Raw genomic sequence first — 24,497 nt, forward strand, 5'->3', positions numbered from 1 at the left:
GATTTCGAGCAAATGGAGGAATTATACTATGCGAAACCGAAATCTATGGTATTGGTTATTTTTAGCACCAACCTTATTGGCGCTTGCGGTTGTTGTAATCGTACCATTAATTTTTGGAACTTATTACTCTTTTACAAACTGGAATGGAATCAAGATTACCGAGTTTGTCGGACTTGAACACTATCAAAAGCTCATACAAGATAAAGAATTTTTGGATTCCCTATGGTTTACCGTGAAATTTTCAGTCGTGTCCATTTTCCTGATTAACTTTTTCGGTCTATCATTAGCCTTACTTGTTACACAAAAGCTTAAAACCAATAATATTTTACGTACGATCTTTTTCATGCCGAACTTAATTGGTGGACTCATCCTCGGATTTATTTGGCAGTTTATTTTCATGAAGGTATTTACGAGTATTGGAGATTTAACGGGTATTGCAGCGTTCAAAGGGTGGTTATCTACTGATACAACTGGTTTTTGGGCATTGGTTATTCTCATGAGTTGGCAAATGTCAGGTTATATCATGATCATCTATATTTCGTACCTAGAAAGCGTTCCACAGGAATTACTAGAAGCAGCAGAAATTGATGGAGCAAGCAGCTTCCAACGTTTTAGAAATATCACGTTCCCTCTTGTGGCACCAGCGTTTACAGTTAGTTTGTTCTTAACGTTATCAAATACGTTTAAGCTTTATGACCAAAACCTAAGTTTAACAGGCGGTGGTCCATATAACTCAACGCAAATGGTGGCAATGGATATTTTTAAAACAGCGTTCTCAGTCAACCAATATGCATACGGACAGGCAAAAGCGATTATTTTCTTCCTAATCGTAGCAGCTATTTCATTAACACAGGTTTACATTAATAAGAAACGGGAGGTCGAAATGTAATGAAAAGTAAAAAAAGAAATTTATACTTACTTGAAATAGTAGGCATTGTTCTTGGCCTCATTTGGCTCTCCCCTTTCTATTTAATGATTGTAAACTCATTTAAAACAAAACGTGAAATTTTCACAGATACATTAAAACTACCAGATGTTTTTACATTTGATAACTATGTTCAAGCATTTGAAGAGCTTGATTTTATCCGCACCTTCTTTAACTCCGTGCTGATTACGGTCTTAGGTGTTGCGGTGATTGTTCTTTTTTCATCAATGGCAGCATATGCGTTAAACCGTCGGAAAGGAAAAATTAGCGGTCTGATTTTCTTCCTCTTCATCGCGGCCATGCTAATTCCATTCCAATCAGTCATGATTCCATTAGTATCACTGTTTGGTAAATTTGATTTATTAAATCGATTTGGCATTATTTTTATGTATCTTGGCTTTGGTAGTAGTTTATCCATTTTCTTATATCATGGTTCCCTTCAGGGAATTTCAAAATCTTTGGATGAAGCCGCTACGATTGACGGCGCAAACAGATGGCAAATTTTCTGGCACATCATTTTCCCAATGTTAAAGCCAATTTCAGTAACGGTAGCCATTTTAAATATCATTTGGATTTGGAATGACTATCTATTACCATCCCTTGTGATTAACCAAGAAGGAATGCATACCATTCCGTTGAAGATGTTCTTCTTCTTTGGTCAATATACGAAACAATGGCATTTAGCCCTTGCAGGTTTAACAATAGCGATTATTCCGGTGATTCTTGTGTACTTCTTCATGCAAAAACACATTATCAAGGGAATTGCAGAAGGCTCTGTAAAATAAAATTGGATAATCAAGGGGACTCCCCCTTTTTTTATATAAATGGAGGGTATGTATGGCTATTACGATTAAAGATGTCGCAAAAGAGGCAAATGTATCGCCTTCCACGGTTTCAAGGGTTATTGCGGATAACCCTCGAATAAGTGAAGAAACGAAAATACGGGTACGAGAAGCGATGGAAAAGCTCGGGTATCACCCTAATTTTACAGCGCGTAGCTTAGCGGTGAAAAGTACGGCAACAATTGGGGTTGTGATGCCATTCTCGGCATCCCATGTGCTCCAAGACCCCTTTTTCCCGGAAGTCATTAGAGGAATCAGTGTTCAAGCCCGTGAGCATAAGTACGGAATGTATCTTTCAACAGCTGGAACTGAAGAAGAGATCTTTGAGGAAGTCGTGGGAATGGTTCAAGGTCGCCGTGTGGATGGTTTGATTCTCCTTTATTCTCGGACGGATGACCGCGTTATTAAATATCTACAGGAAATTGACTTTCCTTTTACAGTCATTGGTCGTCCAGTGCTTGGTGCAGAACGCATTATCCATGTAGACAATGACAATATTTATATCACAAAAGTCGTAACGGAATATCTGATTGGATTGGGCCATACGAAAATTGCGTTTATTGGATTTGATGGTGACTTCGTGTTTATGCTAGACCGCCTTGAGGGGTATAAACAAGCTCTAAGTGAATCTGGGATTCCGTTTAATGAGGACTATATCGTTCATAAAAGTACACTAAGCAAAGGGAAAGAGGCAATTAAGTCCTTTTTAAAGTCTGTTGAGTCCCCTACTGCACTAGTTTGCACAGATGATTTTATCGCGATCGAGTTGATGAGTCATTTTGAGGAAATGAATATTCGAGTGCCAGAGGATGTTTCAATCGCAAGCTTCAACAATGTGTTACTTGCACAATATTCAAAGCCTCCCCTCACTTCAGTAGATATTGATATTTTTCAGCTTGGAATGGAAGGCGCGAGCTGCTTACTTGAAAAAATAAAAAATCCGAATGTCCTACCGAAACGGATTACAATACCGGCGAAGTTAATTGAACGAAAGTCGTGTGCACGGATTAAGTAGAAAGTAGGGAATGGGAAATGGAAAATAGAACGTGTTGGAAAGAAAGCGTTGTTTATCAGATCTACCCAAGAAGCTTTAACGATACAAATGGTGACGGAATTGGGGATTTAAAGGGAATAACCGAAAAGCTTGATTACTTAAAGGATCTCGGCGTTGATGTTATTTGGCTCTCCCCTGTCTACGAATCTCCAAATGATGACAACGGGTATGACATCAGTAACTATCGTGAAATCATGAAAGAATTTGGTACGATGGCAGATTGGGATGAGTTGCTTTCCAAAATGCATGATCGCGGGATGAAGCTGATGATGGACTTAGTGGTCAATCATTCCTCCGATGAGCATGAATGGTTCAAGCAGTCACGAAAGTCCAAGGATAATCCGTACCGTGATTACTATATTTGGCGTCCTGGTAAAGACGGAAAGGAACCGAATAATTGGGAGTCTGTCTTTAGTGGTTCAGCATGGAAATATGATGAGCAAACCGACGAATACTTTTTACATCTATTTAGTCAAAAACAGCCTGATTTGAATTGGGAGAATCCACAGATTCGTCAGGAAGTCTATGACCTGATGACGTTCTGGCTTGAAAAAGGAATTGACGGCTTCCGGATGGACGTGATCAATTTTATTTCAAAGGTACCTGGATTGCCAGATGGTGAGCTTCAGGAAGGAAAAAAATATGCGTCTGGTGCACCGTATTATATGAACGGACCACGCATTCATGAATTTTTACAAGAAATGAATCAACAGGTTTTATCGAAGTATGACATTATGACTGTTGGTGAAATGCCTGGGGTGACGGTCGATGAGGCGAAAGCGTATACGGGTGCAGAGCGAAATGAACTCAACATGGTCTTCCAATTCGAGCATATGGATTTAGACTCAGGTCCGACTGGAAAATGGGATTTGCGTCCATTTAATTTACTAGATTTAAAGCAAAATATTACGAAATGGCAAAAGGGGCTTGAAGGCTCTGGCTGGAACAGCTTGTATTTAAATAACCATGATCAGCCAAGAATGGTGTCCAGGTTCGCAGATGATGGTGAATATTGGCTTGAGTCCGCGAAAATGCTCGGAACGTTTTTGCATATGTTGCAAGGAACCCCATATATATATCAAGGTGAAGAAATTGGGATGACCAATGTTCAGTTTGATTCGATTGACGATTACAAGGATATCGAAACCCTTAATATGTATAAGGAAAAAGTAGAGGCTGGTGTAGAACCGGAACAGATTATGCAGTCAATCTACGCAAAGGGAAGAGACAATGCGCGTACACCGATGCAGTGGGATGAAAGTGAAAATGCTGGGTTTACAACCGGAACACCATGGCTATCTGTAAATCCAAATTATCGTGAAATTAATGCAGCAAAACAAGTTTACGATCCGCATTCTATTTTTACCTATTATCAAAAATTAATTAAGCTACGAAAACAGCATGAGATTATTGTGTATGGCACCTATGATTTGCTGTTACCGGAGCATCCAACGATATATGCGTATACTAGAATACTAAACAATGAAAAATTACTTGTAGTATCGAATTTTTCAAAAGAGACATCATTATTTGAGCTGCCAGAAGATTGTAGATACAAAACACAAGAATTATTGATTAGCAATTATGAAGTAGACCGAAATGAATCAATTGAAAAAATAGAATTAAAGCCTTATGAGGCAAGAGTCTATCGGTTAACGATCTGAGTAGAAATGCAAAAAGAAGAGGGATAAAAAATGAAGCAGGTATGGTGGAAGGAAGCTGTCGCTTATCAGATCTATCCAAGAAGCTTTATGGATTCGAATGGTGATGGAATCGGTGACTTACAAGGGATTATTTCAAAACTAGATTATGTAAAAGACCTTGGCATTGATGTTATTTGGATTTGTCCTGTCTATAAATCGCCAAATGACGATAATGGATATGATATTAGTGACTATCAGGACATAATGGCTGACTTTGGAAAGATGGCCGATTTTGATGAACTTCTCGAGAAGACGCACAAACGTGGGATGAAGTTGATTATTGACTTGGTGATCAACCATACAAGTGATGAGCATCCTTGGTTTATTGAATCTCGTTCTTCAAAGGATAATCCAAAGCGTGATTGGTATATTTGGAGTGACGGTAAAGACGGGAAGGAACCAAATAACTGGGAAAGTATTTTTAGTGGTCCAGCTTGGGAATTTGATGAGGAAACGGGTCAATATTACATGCATATTTTCTCAACAAAGCAACCTGATTTAAACTGGGAAAATAAAAAGGTTCGTCATGAGTTATACAGCATGATCAACTGGTGGCTCGATAAAGGGATTGACGGCTTCCGAGTAGATGCCATCAGCCATATTAAAAAGGTTCCAGGTTTCCCGGATATGCCAAATCCAAACGGTTTAAAATATGTTCCGTCCTATGATGGTCATATGAATCGCCCGGGAATCCAAGAATTTTTACAGGAATTAAAAGAAGAAACGTTTGCGAAATATGACATTATGACCGTTGGGGAAGCAAATGGTGTTAGTGCAGATAACGCAGACGAATGGGTCGATGAGAAGCAAGGAAAATTCAATATGGTCTTCCAGTTTGAGCACCTAGGTCTTTGGGATGTAGAAAAAAGGGAGCTGGATGTCGTTAGTCTAAAAAAGGTTCTTACAAGATGGCAAAAAGGACTTGAAAACAAAGGCTGGAATGCATTGTTTATCGAGAACCACGACCAACCACGTGTCGTTTCAACATGGGGAAATGACCAGGAATTTTGGAAGCAAAGCGCAACAGCTCTTGGTGCAATGTACTTCTTTATGCAAGGAACTCCGTTCATCTATCAAGGTCAAGAAATTGGGATGACAAATGTGGAATTCCAGACAATTGACGAGTATAACGATGTCGCAACAAAAAACCTGTATCGGGAAAAGCGCAGTGAAGGCGTTTCACACGAAGAAATTATGAAGGGAATTTGGGCGACAAGTCGTGATAACTCACGTACGCCAATGCAGTGGTCGAGTGATGTAAATGCTGGTTTTACTGAAGGTAAGCCATGGATGGGTGTAAACCCAAATTTTACAGAAATCAATGTTGAAAAGCAGTTGGCTGATAACGATTCAGTATTGCATTTTTATAAAAAAATGATTGCACTCAAAAAGAGTAACAAGGTTTTCACTTATGGTGTATATGATTTGTTGTTAGAGGAAGATCCACAACTGTATGTGTACACACGAACACTTGATGACGAGAAAGTGATTGTGGTAACGAATTTATCTTCTGAAAGAGCGGTTTGTCGTGTGCCTGAGGGCGAGTTTACGTACGATGGGCTGATGATAGCTAATTATCCGGTTGAGGCGCATGAGGAAACTGATCTGGTTGAATTAAGACCGTATGAGGCACGAGTGTATCGATTGGCGTAATTTTAGGACCCCTATGTTTGAAGTGACATAGGGGTTATGTTATAGGCTAACCTACCCCTTCACAGAACCCGCAAGAAGGCCACGGACAAAGTATTTGCCGAGGAAGATGTAGACGAGTAACGTTGGAAGAGCTGCAAGTAGAGCCCCTGCCATTTGCACGTTCCATTGGACAATCTGACTGCCTGATAAATTTTGTAAGGCGACCATGATAGGTTGTTGGTCTGATGTTGTAATCGTAACCGCAAATAAGAACTCATTCCAAATATTTGTAAATTGCCAGATGACAACAACAACAAAGCCAGAAATAGAAAGAGGTACCATAATATATCTAAAAATTCGCAGGAAGCCGGCTCCATCTATTTTTGCTGATTCAATCATTTCATCAGGAATATTGGCGTAAAAGTTCCTAAACATGAGTGTCGTAATCGGAATTCCATACACCACATGGACAAAAATAAGTCCGGTAATCGAGTTATATAGGCCAACTTCTCGTAAAAATTGAATCATTGGAATTAAAATGCTTTGATACGGGATAAACATCCCGAATAAAATCAATGTAAATAACGTATTAGCTCCTTTAAAACGCCATTTCGATAAGACATAACCATTCAATGCGCCTAATAAGGCAGAAAGCAAAGTTGCAGGTATTACTAAATAAATGGAATTAAGAAAATTTGGGACAAGCTTTTCAAATGCGAGCTGATAGCTGCTAAAATCAAGTGTGGCAGGTAATTTCCACATTTCGCTTAATGAAATTTGATCAAGTGGCTTAAGGCTCGTCACGATTATCACGTAAATGGGCATTAAATAAAAAAGGCTGAGGCCAATTAGCACTAGGTAAAGCAATGGCCGAGTGATTGTTTTAATGGTCATGATGCTTCACCCTTTCTACTTGAAATCAAATAAGGAACAATAAAAATAGCAACAGAGATGAGCATGATGATTGCAATAGCGGCCCCGTTTGCATAATAATTACCGCGGAATGTTGTTTCAAACATGTATACTCCTGGAACGTCAGTTACAAAGTTTGCCCCTGGACCAGTCATCGCATAAATTAAATCAAATATTTTAAGAGAGATATGTGCCATGATAATGACGACACTCACCGTAATGGGACGCAGGATGGGTAGAATGATTTTTGTGTAAATTTGAGATTCCTTTGCCCCGTCCATGCGTGCAGCTTCTCTTATTTCTTCAGGTATTCCGCGAAGCCCTGCAAGATACATCGCAAGCGAAAATCCCGTCATTTGCCAGACCGCGGCAATGATGACAGCGATGATAGCAAATGGAATTCCAAACTCAATTTTTCCCCAATGAAACCCAAATAAGATTTCGGTATTGGTGTACCATTTTGAATCAAGCCCGATTTTTTCTAAAAATAGGTTAACCCCAGTGGAGGGATTTAACAGCCATTGCCATACGACCCCTGTCACAACAAAAGATAAGGCCATTGGGAAAAAGAAAATATTTCGGAAAATGGACTCCCCTTTTAAAAGACTTTGGTCTAATAATATGGCTAGAAGCTGACCGATTACGATCACGACCCCGATAAATAAAACAGTGAAGACCAGTGTGTTTCGTAAATCGGCTTGGAAACGGAAGTCGCCGAATAGATAAAGATAGTTTTTCAGGCCGGCAAACGACATATCAGGAACAAGTGAATTCCAATTACTAAGAGAAACGTATCCCGTCCATCCGATAAACCCGTACACAAAAATGGTAATTAACAGAATAGAGGGCAAAAGGAAGGCAATCGCCAGTAATTGATCTGTATTGAATACACGTTTCTTTTTTGGAAGGATTTCTGCTTGTTTTTGAGCAGGTTTCTTTGACGGTTTTGCTAGTTCCATAGATAATCCTCCTCTTGTTTAGTAAGATAATTGTTCAAAAAGTTGACGAATCAGAAGCAAGAAGATCAAGGAACTCGCGACTCGAGGACCGGAGCGTATGTTTTTAATACGAGAGGACCGGAGAGACCGAGTGACGCAGAGATTCGAAGCTTATCATTTGGCGACTTTTTGAACTTCCTCTAAAAGAAGGGGGTGAGAGAGTTCTCATCCCCTTCATAGAATTATTTCAGTTCAGCAGCTGCTGAAGTAAGTGAATCCGTAAATTGATTGACATCATGCTGTGTAACGAAGATATTAATGGCTTGGTTTACCTTTGTTAGGAAACCTTCTGCAGCAGCAGAGCCGTGTGCTAGGCTTGGTGCTAACTTCGCAGATTTGAAGTCTTCCATTGTATCTTTTCCGTATTGGTCGTATTTAGAAACGTCAGCATCTACACGTGCAGGGATCGACCCTTTTAGCGGGTTAAATGCATCCTGACCTTCTGTTGAACCTAATACAGATAAGAATTTCTTCACGTCTTCAGCATTTGAAAGTCCCTTTGGTAATCCAAATGTATCTGTAATAACCATGAACATACCTTCCGTTTCTGGAGTTGGGATATAGCCAAAGTCCTCATTAACTACTAGCTTTAGGTCGTTAACGAAATAACCCTTCGCCCAGTCACCCATGACGTTCATAGCAGCTTCACCATTAGCTACTAACTGAGAAGCATCCTGCCAGTTACGAGAGGCATGGTCCTCATTAATGTATCCAAGGATCTTCTTGAAAATTTCGGTAGCCTCAACAACCTTTGCATCATCGAATGCTATTTCCCCTGTCCAGAGCTCCCCATAACCTTCTGTACCAAGAACCCCTAACAGAACTGTTTCATAGAGGTGGGTAGCCGTCCAAGGCTCCTTATCGCCTAATGCTAGTGGTGTAATGCCTTTTGCTTTTAACGCATCTGCAACCTCGAAGAATTCGTCAAAAGAAGTTGGTGCCTCAAGACCATTTTCTTCAAACACCTGCTTGTTGTACCAGAGTACGTTTCCACGATGAATATTCACTGGGACTGAATAGATATTGCCGTCTTTACTGACCATATCGATTAAGTCTTGTGGGAATTTGTCATTCCATCCTTCAGCTTCATACAAGTCGTTTAATGGTTCCATTTTTCCAGCGGCAACCCAACCTTCGTTAAGCTCAGCACCACCATGAACCTGGAATGTAGCCGGTGGATCATCCCCTTGCATCCGGCTAGCAAGAACAGCCTTTGCGTTTGTTCCAGCCCCACCTGCAACAGCGGCATTTTCAATCGGCACATCTGGATATTCTTCTTCAAACAATGCGATTAAAGCCTTTAATCCGTCCTCCTCACCAGCACCCGTCCACCAGCTGAAGATATCTAACTTTGCTTTGTCTCCATCCTTTTCCTTTGAGCCGGGCACAGAGCTACATGCAGTCATTGCGAAAACAAATACAAGTAATAGTGACATAAGAAATCCTTTTTTCATGTAATAATCCCCCTTGTTTATTAATGAAAACGTTAACAATTTAAATGTAGCATGGATAAGAGGGAGGGAGAGAAACTACAATCTGTACTTTCTTGCGAATGCCTTCACTTTTTTGTGATAGTAGGAAAAGCGCAAGGCGCCCTTTTAGCGGAACATCGACTAACTACCGTCACGTCCTGTGGCAAACGTCGATGTCAGCACTTCCTCGAAAATGCGATGCATTTTCTTCGTGCGATGATTATGCTGTCGAAGCCTTCCTTGTCCTGTGCAAGTCCAAGCATAAGAAAAGCGCTGACAGAAGGTGCATTTTACCTTCCGAAGCGATTGGCTTATGACCTCGAGCCGATGGCGCCTGGAGCTAGACAACTATAAACTCTTTGACCAAAAAAAATCAGCCTAGCTTCAGCTGATTTTGTGGGTTATTTCAATGTGATGCTTCGATATTCTGATGGTGACATCCCGGTATATTTTTTAAAAACCCTGCTAAAATAATTGGGGTCTTTGTAGCCAACGGAGTAACAGATTTCCTTTAAGCTTTTACTAGGATCATCCATTTCCTTTTTCGCATGATCCACTCTTACGGTTGTAAGATAATCAATAAATGTGACGCCTATTTTTTCTTTAAAAAGCTTACTAAAGTGATATGGACTTAGTTCCACATATTCCGCTACTTCCTCGAGTGTTAGAGATTCATAGTAACGCAAATCTATATACTTTTTGGCTTTTGATAATATCCCATGGAGTTGATTGTTTTTCCATAGTTCCGTTGAATGTGGATGATCCTCACTGATCGATGTGATGCCTTCCTTTTGCGCGAGGACCAGCAACTCCTTCATTCGATTTTTGAGCTCGGCTTGTTCTTCGACCTGTCGTCTTTCTTCCATAATCTCCGTTTTCACCCTATCAATGGCAGCTAAAACGTCAGCTTTACGACTCGGCTTTAAAATGTATTCCTTCACACCCTGCTGCATCACTTCTTTTGCATATTCAAACGTGTTAAATGCGGATACCATAATAAATTTTATCTCAGAATGTAAATGTTTAATTTGCTTCACGGCTTCAATTCCATCAATCCCAGGCATTTTGATATCCATGAGTATCAAGTCTGGCTTGAGTTGTGTAGCTTTCTCAATGGCTACTCTTCCGTTTGGAGCCTCACCGATGACTTCAACATCTGTACATTCGGTCTGAATGATTTTAGTAATCGCCTTCCGTTCAAATAATTCGTCATCGACAATCATCACTTTAATCATGATCCGTCCCCCTTTTTTGATCATAAGGAAGCAAAAGTCGAAAGGTGGTTCCCCTTTCTTTTATTGATTCTATTTCTACAACATCCATTCGCTTATAAAATAGCTGAAGTCTTTGGATGACATTTTTGACTCCAATCCCGGTTGAATGGCCGGTTGATTTTTCAAGCGGGGCACTATCCTCTTGTGAAGTTCCATCTGCCATTTGCCTAAGTTTAGTTAGTGTGTTTTCGTCCATCCCTGCTCCATTGTCTGTAATTTCCACACATATTCGATCAGACATTCGAAACACATTTAGCTTGATGATGCCACCATCCTCGACCGATTCAATTCCATGAATAAATGCATTTTCAATGATGGGCTGGAGGGATAGCGATGGTATTTCGATGTTTAAGCAATCCTGGTCAACCTCCATTTTAAAATCAATCCGTTCACCAAAGCGGGTACGTTGGATATAGAAATACTCTTTAACAATTTTGACTTCGTTTAAGAGAGTCGAAGATTTATGTAAGTCTCCCAAATTATAGCGAAGCAGTGCAGCAATGGCTTCAATTAATCGAGAGGTGTTTTGAGCCTCTTCCAAGTAAGCCATCTTAGAAACCGTATTAAGTGTATTGAACAGGAAGTGTGGGTTGATTTGGTTTTGCAAGCTTTTTAATTCCATTTCCTTCAGTAGCTTATCAAGCTCTGATTGTTCCTTGATCTCACTTACCAAGTGCCGGATATTAAGTCTCATTTGATTAAAAGTGTTCGTTAATAATTTTAATTCATCATTGGTTGTAACCATGATTTCATCACCAGAAAAATTACCTTCTGAAATTTCAGTGGCGGCGTTGGATAATTGGCGAATTGGTTTTGTAATTCCGCCAGATAACCACAAGGCTAGAAGCAAACTTAATAAAAATGTTGAACTAAACAGGGACATCCCCATTAAATTAAAATAGCGGTTCTGTTTTTCGATTTCTTCATAAAATAGTTGATAATCGGTTAGTTCGTTATTGACTAATGACAACGTTGTCTCTTGAATAAAACCAGCGAATTTCGTTGCTTCATTAAGGTGTGTGGAGTATCGATTTATTTCTTTGTTCTGGAACATCCCAATCGTTAGATCGGTGGCTTCAATATAACTACTAATGATATTTTTATAATTCGATAGAGTAATGGCGTTATTTTCATTGGATAGCTTATTGGTCAACTGCCCCTGATAGGTTAAAAGTTGCTTTCTGGCGCGAAAATATTCACTGAGGAAGGTATCTTCCTCTTCAACGATATAGGATTGCATTTTTTCATGGACGAGATTAACCTGCTGTGAAATATCATTTAATAAAAGAAATTTTTCAAAGCTATCATCATATTCAGAAACAATTTTTTCACTGCTTTTATAAAACAAAAAGGCAACCGCATTCAAAATAATAAAGACAATCATAAAATAAAGAAGTAATTTCGTACGGATTCGAATAATCATGATGGATCCATCCTTATGATTCGCTTTGAATCAAGTGGCAGGTCTTGAGATCGTATGACTCTAGTCTCTGTATGTACTGTATCCGGAACATTTCGTCCCTCAAGTAAGTCGATCATCATTTGCACGGAACGATATCCCATTTGATAAGGCTCTTGCATGACGGTAGCGTCGATTGTGCCTTTTTTCATATAGTGAAGGGTATCTTCAATGGTATCAAATCCGATAATATAGATTTGATCTTGTTTCTGATAATGTTCAACGACCTGTGCGATGCCGATGCCATCTAAGGCGCTCGTTCCATAAAAGGCCGTGACCTCTGGATGTTCTTTAAGGATTTTGTCGGCAGCCTCCGCTGCTCGAACCCGTGTGATATTTGATTCTTCAATAGCAATAATATGAATTCCTTCTTCATGCTGAATCGCATCCTTAAAACCTTGAACACGCAGCTGTTGATGAGAGGCGTAGAAATGACCAGTGACAATCGCAACATTTGCTTTCCCGCCTGTATCTTGAATAAGCGCCTGACCCGCAATAAAGCCTGAATAATAATTATCAGTACCCACATACGCGAATCGCTTACTTGTTGCTGCATCGGTATCAACGGTAATCACAGGAATCCCTTTTTCAACGATCTGGTTTATCAGTGGGGTAAATTGATCTTCTTGAAGACCTTGTGTTAAAATGCCGTCCACCCTTGAAGCAGTGGCCATTTCCAGTGTCTTAAGATGCTCCTCTGTATTTGCTTGTTTTGGTCCGGTATATTCAAGGACAACATTGAAATGCTTAGCAGCTGCTTTTGCTCCATTTTCAACAAGTCGCCAATAATCATTATCTAGCTCTTGTGGAACAAGCACGAAATGATAGCGAGGCGCTTCGTTTGTTGCTTTTGCAGCGTTGTGCCCAAAGTGGAAAATTTGATAGGCATAATAGCAGGTAAGCGAAAAGGTAATGAGAAATAACAACATCCCAATGCTGTATAGGAATTTTGAAAGGGCAGACAATGCGAATTCACCTCCAGTTTGAAAGCGTTTGTATATCCATTTTAGCGATAATTGGTTGGGGTGTAAAAGAAAAACTGCCCAAGTAGTTTTGGGCAGTTTTACGATTATTGGTCTTTTTTTCCTATCTCATTTCCTGTTGTGTACTCGTAGCTTGCCTCATAGCCTGATTCGCTGGCTTTTGGCCCTTTTGTGACCTTGTACTGACTGTGATTCGATTGACCGATACGGTTTTTCTTTTTTGCCATTTTGAGGAATGCCCCCTTACCCACGTTTATTTAAGTTTTCCTGCGCCATGCGGATCATTTCTTTGACCATATTCCCACCGATGTTTCCGCCTACTTTTCCGGCTTGTTTGGAGGTAAGGTTGCCGTTGTAATCATCATTTAGTGGGATGCCTAAATCCCTTGCGACCTCATATTTTACGCTGTCGGGATTGGTTGGGTCTGTTTTATACCCTTGCTTTTTCATGACGTTCGCTTTTAATTGGTCAAGTTCTTCTCTTGCTTCTGGAACAAGTGGTCAACGTTTTCTTCGAGCCATGTTGAGCCCTCCTTTCATGCTTTATTTTTTAATAGTATTTCCAAGTATAAAAACGAGAATTTCGGTAAAACTTGGTAGTAACAAGAAATTTTTAAAATATTTATCGAAATTTAGTTTGAAACCCTTGTTTTTTGGCTAATCTAGTGATGTAATAGCTTATACCAACAGTTTAATAGGGAAAATTCGCTTAATATCTTGCGAACCTATGAAAAAAGTGGTAAAAAGAATATGTGCTTATTTGGAGAGGAGATTGAACAATGAACAAAACAGAACTAATCAGTGCAGTTGCTGAAAGTGCAGAACTATCTAAAAAGGATGCAACAAAAGCTGTAGACGCAGTATTTGAAGCTGTTCAAAATGCATTAAGCAACGGAGATAAAGTACAATTAATCGGATTCGGTAACTTCGAAGTTCGTGAGCGTGCTGCTCGTAAAGGCCGCAACCCACAAACTGGTGAAGAAATCGAAATCGCAGCTAGCAAAGTACCTGCATTCAAACCAGGTAAAGCTCTTAAAGACGCAGTTGCTGGTAAGTAATTTTACATAATGATCTGCGCAAATGCCCCTCAGAGACAATCTGAGGGGTTTTTTCATACGGTTCGACTCCAAATTGCTAGATTGACAAAATGGGAGTTTGACGCGCATCCTCCTACGTGGGAAAATGAGGGTATCGATTTTAAAAAAAGGTAGTGAAGGAATGCAAAAGAGAGTCAATTGCTTAAAATGCAAACACTTTTACACGACATGGGATCCGAAATTTCCTCGTGGGTGTCGTGCCTTCAACTTTAAAACGCAGGCGATGCCTTCTCTCACGGTGTTTCGATCCTCAGGGGCACATTGTATGAAGTTTGAAGAAAAGCAGCTACAGACGAAGCAGAAGCCTTCCTACAACGTAGATATTCGGGCATAGGAGTTGAAATTTGTGAATATATCTGTCGATAAGATTTTAGATAAAATGCAACAAGAATTACATGTGGCAAAGAATGAGGCGAGTGAACAAAAGGTGAGAGAACGGTTGATGGCAATTCGAACATTATGTGATCTTGTCTTGGATGAGGCGCCTGCTGAGGCGAGACGCCTTGAAACTGTGCAAGTGCAGCCTATGCAGAAGGTTGTGCAGCCAATTCAGACGATGCAACCAACGACCATTCAAAACTCAACGAAACTAGAAGAAGACGATGCAAACGGAGACTCTCTATTTGATTTTTAAATAGAGAGTTTCCTTTTTTGAGTTGATTTTAGGCTTTGTCCGATATCCTGAACGCGAAATGAATAAAAAAATCTTCAGGGTGACGTTATCCCTGGAGGTTTTTAAGAAATTTTTCTCTTTTTCTGTAGAGTTCATGCGCTGTTTCGATCCTGCAGCGCTCAAAGCGAATTGTTCCACCGGGTGCCAGTTGCGCAATTTTATAAATATCAACAGAAATGACAGTTGCAATTCGTGGATAGCCTCCTGTCGTTTGTCGATCGGCTAATAAGATGATCGGTTCACCACTGCTTGGAACCTGGATGCCACCAAGCGGGATGGCGTCAGATGGGATTTCAGCTTTGTCTTTATGCTTTAACGGCGTTGTCCCCTGTAATCGATAGCCCATTCTATCCCCTTGAACAACTCGATACCGATCTGTGAAGAATTGTTCGATCGTATTCTCTGTAAAATAATCCTCATGTGGCCCCGGAATGGCACGGACTGTAACCTCTTTTTCAAACGTTGGAATAAAATGACGTAAGAGCCCGATATTTTTTCGGAAACGATTGCTAGTTCCGTAAAGAATGTCCCCATCTTTGATCTCTGTTCCAAGCTTTGCCTTCGGGTAATACGATTTGCTTCCGAGTACTTCCTCAGCATGAAAACCACCAGACACCGCTAAGTATGTACGGTTACCTGAGACTGGTTTCCCAAACCGGATCATGTCCCCTTTTTTCACGGCAAAGGATTTCCATAACGGAGCTTTATTTCCGTTAACGGTCATGCTTAAATCAGCCCCACATACTGCGATCGAAATTGTGTCTGCCTCAACACGTAATGTTGGTCCAAGCATGGTCATTTCAAGGACAGCTTCACCCTTCGAATTGCCGACAAGAATATTCGCAAGTTGGCTTGAATATGAATCCATTGCTCCACTTGTGACAACTCCAAATTGTTGATACCCATAGCGACCTAAGTCTTGAAAAGTGGTATATAGCCCTTTTTTAAGGACGGTAAAAAGTGGTTGTCCCATTTTAATCACCTGATTGCCTTAATTGTGATGCCTTCATTGGTTAATGCATGCCGTAATTGTTGTACAAATTGGAGGGCGTGGGAGTTGTCTCCATGAACGCAAATCGAGTCTGCTTTGATGGGAATGACTTCGCCAGTAATCGTTTGGACGGTTTGTTCTTTCACCATTTGCAGGACCTGTCTGATGGATTCATTACTGTCATGAATAACGGCGTTTGACTCGGTTCTTGGTGTTAAGGTTCCATCAGGTTGATAGGTTCGATCCGCAAATACCTCGGACACCGTTTTTAGTCCGTATTTTTCCCCTGCTTCGATTAGTTTGCTACCGGCAAGACCATATAACGCAAGTGTAGGGTCAAAATTGGCGATGACCTTTGCAATGGCCTCAGCTAAGTTGATATCAACCGCAGCCATGTTGTAAAGTGCTCCGTGTGGCTTTACATGTGTGAGCTCCACATCATAAACCTGGCAAAAAGCAGAAATAGCCCCAATTTGATAGAGAACGAGATCATAGACATCAGACGGCGATACAGCCATGGCTCTTCTGCCGAATCCTGCAAGGTCCTGAAACCCAGGGTGGGCACCGATGGCAACGCCATAATTTTTCGCAAGCTGAACGGTTTGATTCATCACATGGGGGTCGCCCGCATGAAATCCACAAGCAATATTGGCACTCGAAATATGTGGCAAAACGTGTTCATCGTTGCCTATTTTATACGCCCCAAAGCTTTCTCCTAAATCACAATTCAAATCAATCGTTTTCAATTATTTTCACCTCGACCTTGTATCGATTTTCGTTTACGAGATTTTCAATTTCCTGATATTCATCAGCCGATATCGGTGTAAAACGTAGAAAGTCCCCTGCTTTCAGTAAAAATGGTTCGCTTTTTTTAGGATCAAATAGTGGTACCGGCGTTCTACCAATGAGATTCCACCCTCCTGGTGATTCGAGTGGATAAATGCCAGTTTGGTCACCGCCGATGCCAACTGCCCCTTTAGGAACTTTAAGTCTAGGGGTTGAAAGACGTGGCGTTGCAAGCCTATTTGGAAGCCCTTTTAAATAAGGGAAGCCAGGTAAAAAGCCAATCATATAAACGAGGTAGTCAACACCGCTATGTATGGATATGACTTCTTCCGTTGATAGCCCTGAACTAAGAGCCACATTCTCAAGGTCCTCCCCGTCATAGCAGGTTGGAATCACGATTACCTCTTTTAAAGTGGCGTTCTCGATTGGAGATATTTCTCTGCAAATCTCTGAAACCTGCTCAGAAAGATTTTTATAGGAAGTGAGAATGGGATTATAGTAAATCGTGATAGACTGAAAAGCAGGGACAAGCTCGATGACTCCTTGTAACCTCAGTTTTTCAATTTGTTTAGTTGTTAGCTGAATTTGTCTCTGCAAGTTTTTGGATGCCGGTCTGTTGTAGAAAATCTGCAGGGCCATATCTCCGACAGGTAAAATGTCTAGGTCCATAACAAAACACCTCTTACTACTATCTTATATCGAATATGTTAAAATGAAATAGGAATTTTCAAAAAAGGATGGAGAACGAAATGAAACTATTTTTAATATTGGGAGCGATTAATGCGTTTTTGGCGGTTGCACTTGGTGCTTTTGGTGCGCATGGACTAGAAGGTAAGATAACCGAAAAATATTTAAAAACATGGAACACAGCTGTACAATATCAAATGTTTCATGCCATTGGCTTGTTTGTTGTAGCGTTTTTAGCGGACAAGTTTTCACAGGTAAGCATGATTACAACTGCCGGTTGGAGTTTGTTTGTTGGGATTATTTTATTCTCAGGAAGCTTGTACGTATTGAGTGTATCTGGAATTAAAATACTAGGTGCCATCACTCCACTTGGTGGCGTAGCCTTTTTGCTAGGCTGGGTTTTATTGATGGTGGCTGCCGTAAAACATTTATAATGAGAAAAGCGCAAGGCGCCTTGGTAGCGGAACATCGACTAACTACCGCCACGTCCTGTGGCGAACGTCGATGTCAGCACATCCTGTGCAAGTACAAGCATAAGACAAGCGCTGACAGAAGGTGCATTTTACCTTCCGAAGCGATTGGCTTAGACCAGAGAGCCGATGGCGCCTGAAGCTAGACAATAATGCGAAAAGGAGCGTCCACGGACACTCCTTTCTTTTTAGCGTGGTGGGTAAGAGACTAGGCCTTGGCCTCCACCGCCAAATGGATATTGATATTCGATTTCTTCGTCAAATGTAATGTATTGTAGGTACACCATTAATAATAGGTAGCGCACGCCTGTTTGTGGATCACTTAAAATCAAGTGGTCACGTCCTGCTGCTTCAATAAGCCCTTTGAATACCTTTTGTTGGTTCGTGTTATCAAAGCCCATGTAAACAGTTGCAAGCTTTCCTTTGTTCAGGCGTAGAATGTTCTCGATATAGGATTCTTCAAGTGGAAGCATACCTGGTATATTTTGCGCGATACCACCCGTTTGAGCGAAAGTTGGTGTTTGTGGTACCTGAAAGCCCCCTTGTTGCTGTTGAGTCGGATACGTATATCCGAATTGGCGTGGATCCATGTAGAATCCATACTGCCCATAGCTTTGAGGGTTATACCCGTAAGCTTCATATGGATTTTGCGATTGTTGATTGTCTTTACTCAATGTAAGCCCTCCTCAGATTATGTTTTACTTTCTTTCTAAAAGGCGAATTGCCTTAAAACACGCCAGGACAATCCTCCTGAGTAGGTTGGTAGAAGCAATGTGCTTTATACCGTCCTACGTTCCCCTGGTTATACCATTGTGCCGGACAGCTTCCTGATGGTTGAAAAAACCATAATGAAAACCTGGCAGGGTGAAATCTTTCCCCTTTTAGTACCCTTCGAGCAAGTGCGATCTCCGTTGGTCGAGCGGCCTGGTAAAAATAGCCCTTTTGCGTTGCTTCAAAGCCTCCAGGACTTTGAAAGACCATTTTTCGAATGCTGTTAATGTCTTTAAAATCCAGGCAACGAGATCTCGTACGGTTTACCCCAACATTCCCTACTAATAGCATGCCTTGCCTGCCTTCGCCTTCAGCCTCAGCTCGCAACAGCCTTGCTAATAGCTTTACATCTTCCTCCGTGTGCGCAACGACTGCCATTTTTTCACCTCACTTAAAAAAGAAGACATGTCGAAAGTCTCTTTATTAACGTATTGATAAGGTGAAAAATGGGTTCCTACTTTTTGATTCGTTTTTGGGATATACTATTAGATTTCTGGTGGATATGTTTTGTGGATTCATCAATGAATTGTATGAGAGAGGAAAAAGGATTATGAATATGGATGAAAAAAAAGAGAGGAAGCCCTCTCTTTTTTTAGTTTATGTGTAAAAATTGTGGAATTTTTTCTTCGGTTAAAATGTTTCCTACAAAGAATGCACCGAATTCACCGTAACGTGCACTTACTTCGTCAAAACGCATTTCATAGACGAGCTTTTTGAATTGAAGTACATCGTCAGAGAATAAGGTTACGCCCCATTCGTAATCATCAAAGCCAACAGAGCCAGTAATGATTTGTTTTACGATTCCAGCATATTGACGGCCAATCATACCGTGGCTTCGCATAAGCTCCTTGCGCTCTTCCATTGAAAGCATGTACCAGTTGTCATTGCCCTCACGGCGCTTGTCCATTGGATAGAAGCACACATATTTGTTTGTTGGAAGGATTGGATATAAGCGTCCACGTACATAAGGATTTTGGTATGGATCCTCTTTGCTTTCGCCTGCCACATAGTTACTTAATTCAACAACGGAAACGTAAGAATAAGTAGGAATTGTGTATTCAGCTAGCTTTGTTTTGTTGAATTCGTTTTCGATTTCATTTAACTCTTCCATTGTTGGACGAAGGATCATCATCATGAAGTCAGCTTTTTGACCAACAATTGTGTATAATGCATGACTTCCTTGGCTTTCGCTTTGTGTCTTATTCCACTTCTCCACTAGACCCAGAAATTCGTGAATTGCTGCTTGGCGCTCGTCACTTGAAAGGGTCTTCCAAGATGTCCAATCAATCGAACGGAAATCATGAAGGCAATACCAGCCATCAAGCGTTTGTGCTGCTTCCGCCATTACTATCACTCCTCGTATAACATTGATTATGTATTCAACCACTACTATATCATAGTTTCTCCTATAGCCAACTTAGTAAACTCGGAACAATTTTGTGAACATAAGCAAGAGTGAGTAATTTGTATGGTTGTTGGGAAAATTGAAGATAGTGTCATAATACTGTCACAGGATTTATAAAGCTTTTTAGTTTTCATTTTGTGAAAAAAGCCGTATCCTTATGGTTGGCAGTTTTGCAGGGTGAGGATACCCCAATTTACATAAATGCATGGAAATGCACTAGATTTAGGAGGAATAATAGTGAGCGATTTATTTACTCAATTAAAAGAAAAGGTATCTGGGAAGGACATGAAAATTGTATTTCCAGAAGGACTAGATGAACGTATTTTAACAGCAGTAAGCCGTTTAGCAAGTGAAAAGGTACTTGTACCAGTCGTTATTGGTGAAAAATCTGCAGTTGAAAGCAAAGCAAAAGAAGTAGGCGTTTCACTTGATGGTGTGGAAATCTATGATGCGCAATCCTACCCAGAGTTCGATCAACTTGTTGCTTCATTTGTGGAAAGACGTAAAGGAAAAGCAACTGAAGAGGATGCACGTAAAATTCTTAAGGATGAGAACTACTTTGGAACGATGCTTGTATACACAGGTAAGGCACACGGACTTGTAAGTGGTGCGGCACATTCTACTGCAGATACAGTTCGCCCTGCTCTTCAAATCATTAAAACAAAACAAGGTGTGAAAAAGACTTCTGGTGTGTTCATCATGGTTCGTGAAGATGAAAAATATGTATTTGCGGATTGTGCGATCAATATTGCACCAGACAGCCAGGATTTAGCGGAAATCGCAATCGAGAGTGCCAATACAGCAGAAATGTTCGATATTGAGCCAAGAGTGGCAATGTTAAGCTTCTCAACAAAGGGATCTGCGAAATCTCCTGAAACGGAAAAGGTAGTAGACGCAGTAAAGATTGCAAAAGAAATGAATCCAGCATTGGTATTGGACGGAGAATTCCAGTTTGATGCGGCATTCGTTCCATCTGTTGCGAAGAAAAAAGCACCAGATTCCGTGATTAAGGGTGACGCAAATGTATTTGTCTTCCCAAGTCTTGAAGCGGGTAATATCGGGTACAAAATTGCACAGCGCCTTGGAAACTTTGAAGCGGTCGGTCCTATTTTACAGGGCTTAAATCAGCCGGTAAACGACCTTTCCCGTGGATGTAATGATGAAGATGTGTATAAGCTTGCTTTAATCACAGCAGCACAAGCTTTATAGGTATGAGAAATGGCCATGTCGAGAACATGGCCATTTTTTGTGGTTGTTTATTTGGGGGCTAGTGACAGTAAATCTTAATTAGTGGCAGTATTTTTGAATTAGTAGCAGTATTTCAGAAATAGTGGCAGTAAATCCTCATCCCGGGCCCTTAAAATAAATAAATTAGAGTCCCCAATCCATTTTTAATACGTTTTTCAGAAGTTCAATTTGATCTTCTCCGATTTTTTCAGCTAGTTGCTTTTCAATCTTCGCTTTAAGAGACTCATTTTTCTCGTAGCATTCCTCACCAAATGGTGTGAGTTCGATTGATTTTTCCTTCCGATTGTGTTCGACATCCATTACGTTAACGAGCCCTTTAGCCTTCATATTTTTTATAAACTTATGAGTAGCCTGTCTTGAGATGTCTACATTTTTTGACACATATGCAATCGTTGGTTGCTTTTTATATATTCTCGACATGATGTACCATTCGGAATTTGAAATCGCAATGTCGCTCGTTTCGTTCCATAATTTTTCTGCAATACCGCGAAGTTGACCATGCCTTTCACTTATAAGGTCAATTACATCTAATTGTTGAAGTACAGGATCCATACATTCCACTCCCGTTTTTATAATCGTCATTACTATACATAAAACGATTAAAGTTGTCAACTAAGTTGACAAAATGTAAAACAAAAGGTAAATTAAAGATTGTAAACCTGGTTGACAATCGTCGGGATGGGGGTAATAAGAATGTTTAAAGTTGGGGATTTGGTTATCTATTCATCTCTTGGAATTTGTAAAATAAATGAGATTTGTGATGAAACATATTACGGTAGGACCCGAAAATATTATATTTTACACCCAATTGAAGAGAAAAACCTAACTATCCGTAATCCAGTTGATAATGAGAAAGTCCTTATGTTAGGAATTATTAACCGTCAGGATGCAGAAAATATGCTAGAATCCTTTAAACGTACTGGAATTGCTTGGGTTGAAAAAAGTAATGACCGAAAGAAAATCTATCACGAGATCGTGATGTCTGGCGATCGAAAGGAAATCGCGGGGATTGTAAATACATTGATGTGTAGGAAATATGAAGTGGAGTTGGCCGATAAAAAATTAGGTGAACCCGACCGCAGACTTCTTCTACATATTCAAAATATCTTGTACAAAGAGTTAGCTATTTCATTGGACACTACGTTTGAGAAAATAGCGAGTGAGGTAGATAGAAACATTAAAAATAAGATTGGTCTTTTATTAAGTGAAGGGGTAACGATAAAGTAAAGTGAAGGGATTGTCTTTCTGGAAATCCTTAGTGATGAAACACTTTAATGTCAACCAAGTTGACATTTTGTGTAAAATAGAGTATGATGAGTATAGTCAACTAAGTTGACAATCCGTTGGATAGGAGCATGGTACATGTTTAACATTGGGGATCTAGTGATTTATTCGAATATGGGAATCTGCCGAATCGATGATATATGTGAAAAAACATATTCTGGGGTTACTCGAAACTATTATATAATGAGCCCAATTGAGGATAGCACTTTAACGATCCAAAACCCAGTAGACAACGACCGCATTTTAATGCGAGGCATTATTGGGAAAAGTGAGTCGGAGGAGATTTTGGACTCGTTTAAGCTACCGGGAATTCAGTGGATTGACAATGGATCGGAACGCCATAGAACATATTCTGATATAGCTTCATCTGGTGACAGAAAAGAAATTTCGAGTATTTTAAATACATTAATGAGTAAAAAATATGAATTTGAAATGATTGATAAGAAGTTATCTGAACATGACCGTAGACTTCTTCTTCATATTCAAAAAATACTTTTTAAAGAGTTAGCCATTACGTTGGATACGACGGTTAAGGCCATCGAGAAAGATATTAATCGGATGATCGCCCACAAAATGAGCAAGACCTCTCATCACGAGGTAGCAAATTTCGTCAATTAACGGTAAAATAGGGAATGTTAAAACCAGGCAACGCCTGGTTTTTTAGGGTTCATTTACGAATATAAAAAAGTACTTTTTATGTAATAGGAGTATGACGTATGACTGAAAGTCTCTTACACCAGCCAAGCTGGCGGATTATAGATCAATCTAGCCTAGGCTATCAATTTGATGCATTACAATCATTTGCGATAGATGACACGCTTTGTTCATTTGTAGGAAAAGGAGCTTCGCCAGCTACTGCACGTGCATGGGTTCACCATCAGACCATTGTGCTTGGGATTCAGGATACGAAACTCCCCTTTCTTGAGGAGGGGATAGAGCTCCTTGAATCAATGGGCTATCGTGCAATCGTACGGAATTCAGGTGGTCTAGCCGTGGTTCTTGATGAGGGAGTACTGAACATCTCGCTTATCTTTCCTGAAACAGAAAAAGGCATTGATATCAACCGTGGCTACGATACAATGCTTGAGTTGATTCGAAAAATGCTCGAAGGCTATGAAGTCGACATTGTAGCACGTGAGGTTGTCGGTTCATATTGTCCTGGAAGCTATGATTTAAGTATAGATGGGAAAAAGTTTGCAGGGATCTCCCAACGTCGCCTTCGTAACGGGGTGGCGGTCCAAATTTATTTAGGTGTGACCGGTAGTGGAGCAGAGCGCGCGGAAATCATTCGCCAATTTTACGAGGTGGGCCTGCAAGGGGCAGAGACGAAATTTGTCTATCCGGGTGTAAAGCCTGAAACAATGGCGTCCTTAGCAGAATTGATTGACCCTAACCTTACTGTACAAAATGTCATGCTGCTACTACTTCAAACACTAAAAACCGAAAGTGAAAAAATCTTCGCTTCACAACTTACCGAAGAAGAAATGCCATTATTTGAACAGAACCTTTTGCGAGTGCTCGAACGGAATAACAAGGTATTATAAGGGTCCAGGGGGACGGTTCTCCTGGTCCCTTTTTTGTGTTAAAAATAGGATAGGGTGCGTGGGTAATTGCGCTTTAGTTGGCTGGAAATGCGCTTTGATTTTGATAATTGCGCTATAGCAGGACGGAATTGCATTTTAAAAATGATAATTGCTCCATAGTCGGGCACATGCGTCAAGGTTCGAATATTTGCGTCGAATTCCAGATATTTGCGTCAAGTCCCCCAAATATACGTCACTCCCGCGTATTTACGCCCAAAGCCAGACTTTTGTAACTCCACATAATTTTC

26 protein-coding genes and 1 pseudogene are annotated in these 24,497 nt (G+C 40.4%); 12 read left to right on the forward strand and 15 right to left on the reverse strand.

What is annotated here, in order from left to right:
- Positions 1–28: 28 nt before the first annotated feature.
- The 5 genes from ABC371_RS06350 to ABC371_RS06370 are packed head-to-tail and all read left to right on the forward strand — an operon-like array spanning position 29 to position 6,177.
- Positions 29–889, forward strand: coding sequence for a carbohydrate ABC transporter permease (locus ABC371_RS06350; RefSeq protein WP_412896020.1), 861 nt, complete (start codon positions 29–31; stop codon positions 887–889).
- The gene (locus ABC371_RS06355) at positions 889–1,710 is read left to right on the forward strand and encodes a carbohydrate ABC transporter permease (protein WP_412896021.1); all 822 of its coding nucleotides are present in this window, start codon (positions 889–891) and stop codon (positions 1,708–1,710) included. The genes ABC371_RS06350 and ABC371_RS06355 overlap by 1 nt, the downstream gene beginning before the upstream one ends.
- 52 nt (positions 1,711–1,762) lie before the next feature.
- Complete coding sequence (locus tag ABC371_RS06360; RefSeq protein ID WP_412896022.1) at positions 1,763–2,782, forward strand: LacI family DNA-binding transcriptional regulator; 1,020 nt, start codon at positions 1,763–1,765, stop codon at positions 2,780–2,782.
- A 17-nt stretch (positions 2,783–2,799) separates the two neighbouring features.
- Entirely contained in the window at positions 2,800–4,485 is a 1,686-nt protein-coding gene (locus ABC371_RS06365; RefSeq protein WP_412896023.1) for a glycoside hydrolase family 13 protein, read from the forward strand.
- Positions 4,486–4,515: 30 nt separating this feature from the next.
- The gene (locus ABC371_RS06370; protein WP_412896024.1) at positions 4,516–6,177 is read left to right on the forward strand and encodes a glycoside hydrolase family 13 protein; all 1,662 of its coding nucleotides are present in this window, start codon (positions 4,516–4,518) and stop codon (positions 6,175–6,177) included.
- A 51-nt stretch (positions 6,178–6,228) separates the two neighbouring features.
- Here ABC371_RS06370 and ABC371_RS06375 read toward each other — a convergent pair whose 3' ends face one another.
- From ABC371_RS06375 to ABC371_RS06410, 8 genes and pseudogenes are all read right to left on the reverse strand, one after another.
- Positions 6,229–7,050 (reverse strand): carbohydrate ABC transporter permease, encoded by an 822-nt coding sequence (locus ABC371_RS06375; RefSeq protein ID WP_412896025.1) that lies wholly within the window; start codon positions 7,048–7,050, stop codon positions 6,229–6,231.
- Positions 7,047–8,027, reverse strand: a complete 981-nt coding sequence (locus ABC371_RS06380; protein WP_412896026.1) for a carbohydrate ABC transporter permease — start codon at positions 8,025–8,027, stop codon at positions 7,047–7,049. Before ABC371_RS06380 ends, ABC371_RS06375 begins: the two co-directional genes overlap by 4 nt.
- Before the next feature lie 221 nt (positions 8,028–8,248).
- Positions 8,249–9,520, reverse strand: coding sequence for an ABC transporter substrate-binding protein (locus ABC371_RS06385; RefSeq protein ID WP_412896027.1), 1,272 nt, complete (start codon positions 9,518–9,520; stop codon positions 8,249–8,251).
- Positions 9,521–9,939: 419 nt separating this feature from the next.
- Positions 9,940–10,773 carry a response regulator transcription factor gene (locus ABC371_RS06390; protein ID WP_412896028.1) on the reverse strand — a complete coding sequence of 278 codons (834 nt, stop codon included), beginning with the start codon at positions 10,771–10,773 and terminating at the stop codon, positions 9,940–9,942.
- Positions 10,766–12,235 carry a sensor histidine kinase gene (locus ABC371_RS06395; protein ID WP_412896029.1) on the reverse strand — a complete coding sequence of 490 codons (1,470 nt, stop codon included), beginning with the start codon at positions 12,233–12,235 and terminating at the stop codon, positions 10,766–10,768. Before ABC371_RS06395 ends, ABC371_RS06390 begins: the two co-directional genes overlap by 8 nt.
- Complete coding sequence (locus ABC371_RS06400; protein WP_412899291.1) at positions 12,232–13,200, reverse strand: sugar-binding protein; 969 nt, start codon at positions 13,198–13,200, stop codon at positions 12,232–12,234. Before ABC371_RS06400 ends, ABC371_RS06395 begins: the two co-directional genes overlap by 4 nt.
- Positions 13,201–13,340: 140 nt before the next feature.
- Positions 13,341–13,481 carry a hypothetical protein gene (locus ABC371_RS06405; protein WP_412896030.1) on the reverse strand — a complete coding sequence of 47 codons (141 nt, stop codon included), beginning with the start codon at positions 13,479–13,481 and terminating at the stop codon, positions 13,341–13,343.
- Positions 13,482–13,497: 16 nt separating this feature from the next.
- A pseudogene (locus ABC371_RS06410) lies at positions 13,498–13,776 on the reverse strand (alpha/beta-type small acid-soluble spore protein).
- A 257-nt stretch (positions 13,777–14,033) separates the two neighbouring features.
- On the opposite strand from ABC371_RS06410, the gene ABC371_RS06415 reads away from it, so the two are divergent.
- Positions 14,034–14,312, forward strand: a complete 279-nt coding sequence (locus tag ABC371_RS06415) for an HU family DNA-binding protein (protein WP_116351918.1) — start codon at positions 14,034–14,036, stop codon at positions 14,310–14,312.
- A gap of 385 nt (positions 14,313–14,697) precedes the next feature.
- On the forward strand, positions 14,698–14,985 hold the full coding sequence (locus ABC371_RS06420) for a YwdI family protein (RefSeq protein ID WP_412896031.1): 288 nt from the start codon (positions 14,698–14,700) through the stop codon (positions 14,983–14,985).
- Positions 14,986–15,070: 85 nt separating this feature from the next.
- Here the strand turns inward: ABC371_RS06420 and ABC371_RS06425 are convergent, their stop codons facing one another.
- The 3 genes from ABC371_RS06425 to pxpB are packed head-to-tail and all read right to left on the reverse strand — an operon-like array spanning position 15,071 to position 17,470.
- Positions 15,071–15,997 (reverse strand): 5-oxoprolinase subunit C family protein, encoded by a 927-nt coding sequence (locus ABC371_RS06425; protein ID WP_412896032.1) that lies wholly within the window; start codon positions 15,995–15,997, stop codon positions 15,071–15,073.
- A 5-nt stretch (positions 15,998–16,002) separates the two neighbouring features.
- Positions 16,003–16,761, reverse strand: a complete 759-nt coding sequence (gene pxpA / locus ABC371_RS06430) for a 5-oxoprolinase subunit PxpA (RefSeq protein ID WP_412896033.1) — start codon at positions 16,759–16,761, stop codon at positions 16,003–16,005.
- Positions 16,748–17,470: a 5-oxoprolinase subunit PxpB gene (gene pxpB / locus ABC371_RS06435; protein WP_412896034.1), complete on the reverse strand. Its 723-nt coding sequence runs from the start codon at positions 17,468–17,470 to the stop codon at positions 16,748–16,750. Before pxpB ends, pxpA begins: the two co-directional genes overlap by 14 nt.
- An 80-nt stretch (positions 17,471–17,550) precedes the next feature.
- On the opposite strand from pxpB, the gene ABC371_RS06440 reads away from it, so the two are divergent.
- Positions 17,551–17,922 carry a DUF423 domain-containing protein gene (locus ABC371_RS06440; protein ID WP_412896035.1) on the forward strand — a complete coding sequence of 124 codons (372 nt, stop codon included), beginning with the start codon at positions 17,551–17,553 and terminating at the stop codon, positions 17,920–17,922.
- Positions 17,923–18,146: 224 nt separating this feature from the next.
- Here ABC371_RS06440 and gerQ read toward each other — a convergent pair whose 3' ends face one another.
- The 3 genes from gerQ to hemQ all read right to left on the reverse strand — a co-directional run bounded on the left by gerQ (position 18,147) and on the right by hemQ (position 20,074).
- Positions 18,147–18,632: a spore coat protein GerQ gene (gene gerQ / locus ABC371_RS06445; RefSeq protein WP_412896036.1), complete on the reverse strand. Its 486-nt coding sequence runs from the start codon at positions 18,630–18,632 to the stop codon at positions 18,147–18,149.
- Positions 18,633–18,684: 52 nt separating this feature from the next.
- Positions 18,685–19,107 carry a cell wall hydrolase gene (locus ABC371_RS06450; RefSeq protein ID WP_412896037.1) on the reverse strand — a complete coding sequence of 141 codons (423 nt, stop codon included), beginning with the start codon at positions 19,105–19,107 and terminating at the stop codon, positions 18,685–18,687.
- A gap of 214 nt (positions 19,108–19,321) precedes the next feature.
- Entirely contained in the window at positions 19,322–20,074 is a 753-nt protein-coding gene (gene hemQ / locus ABC371_RS06455; protein WP_412896038.1) for a hydrogen peroxide-dependent heme synthase, read from the reverse strand.
- Between the two features lie 297 nt (positions 20,075–20,371).
- Between hemQ and pta the strand changes: the two genes are divergently transcribed.
- Positions 20,372–21,343: a phosphate acetyltransferase gene (pta, locus tag ABC371_RS06460; RefSeq protein WP_412896039.1), complete on the forward strand. Its 972-nt coding sequence runs from the start codon at positions 20,372–20,374 to the stop codon at positions 21,341–21,343.
- A gap of 162 nt (positions 21,344–21,505) precedes the next feature.
- Here the strand turns inward: pta and ABC371_RS06465 are convergent, their stop codons facing one another.
- A complete protein-coding gene (locus ABC371_RS06465) occupies positions 21,506–21,934 on the reverse strand; it encodes a MarR family winged helix-turn-helix transcriptional regulator (protein ID WP_412896040.1) in 429 nt (142 codons plus the stop codon).
- A gap of 141 nt (positions 21,935–22,075) precedes the next feature.
- On the opposite strand from ABC371_RS06465, the gene ABC371_RS06470 reads away from it, so the two are divergent.
- The 3 genes from ABC371_RS06470 (at position 22,076) to lipL (ending at position 24,210) form a co-directional block, all read left to right on the forward strand.
- Positions 22,076–22,609, forward strand: coding sequence for a CarD family transcriptional regulator (locus ABC371_RS06470; protein WP_412896041.1), 534 nt, complete (start codon positions 22,076–22,078; stop codon positions 22,607–22,609).
- A 135-nt stretch (positions 22,610–22,744) separates the two neighbouring features.
- A complete protein-coding gene (locus tag ABC371_RS06475) occupies positions 22,745–23,284 on the forward strand; it encodes a CarD family transcriptional regulator (protein ID WP_412896042.1) in 540 nt (179 codons plus the stop codon).
- A gap of 98 nt (positions 23,285–23,382) precedes the next feature.
- Entirely contained in the window at positions 23,383–24,210 is an 828-nt protein-coding gene (gene lipL / locus ABC371_RS06480; protein ID WP_412896043.1) for an octanoyl-[GcvH]:protein N-octanoyltransferase, read from the forward strand.
- Positions 24,211–24,497 lie beyond the last annotated feature (287 nt).

It is taken from the genome of Bacillus jepli (genome assembly GCF_047238305.1).
Taxonomy (GTDB): domain Bacteria; phylum Bacillota; class Bacilli; order Bacillales; family Bacillaceae_L; genus Ferdinandcohnia.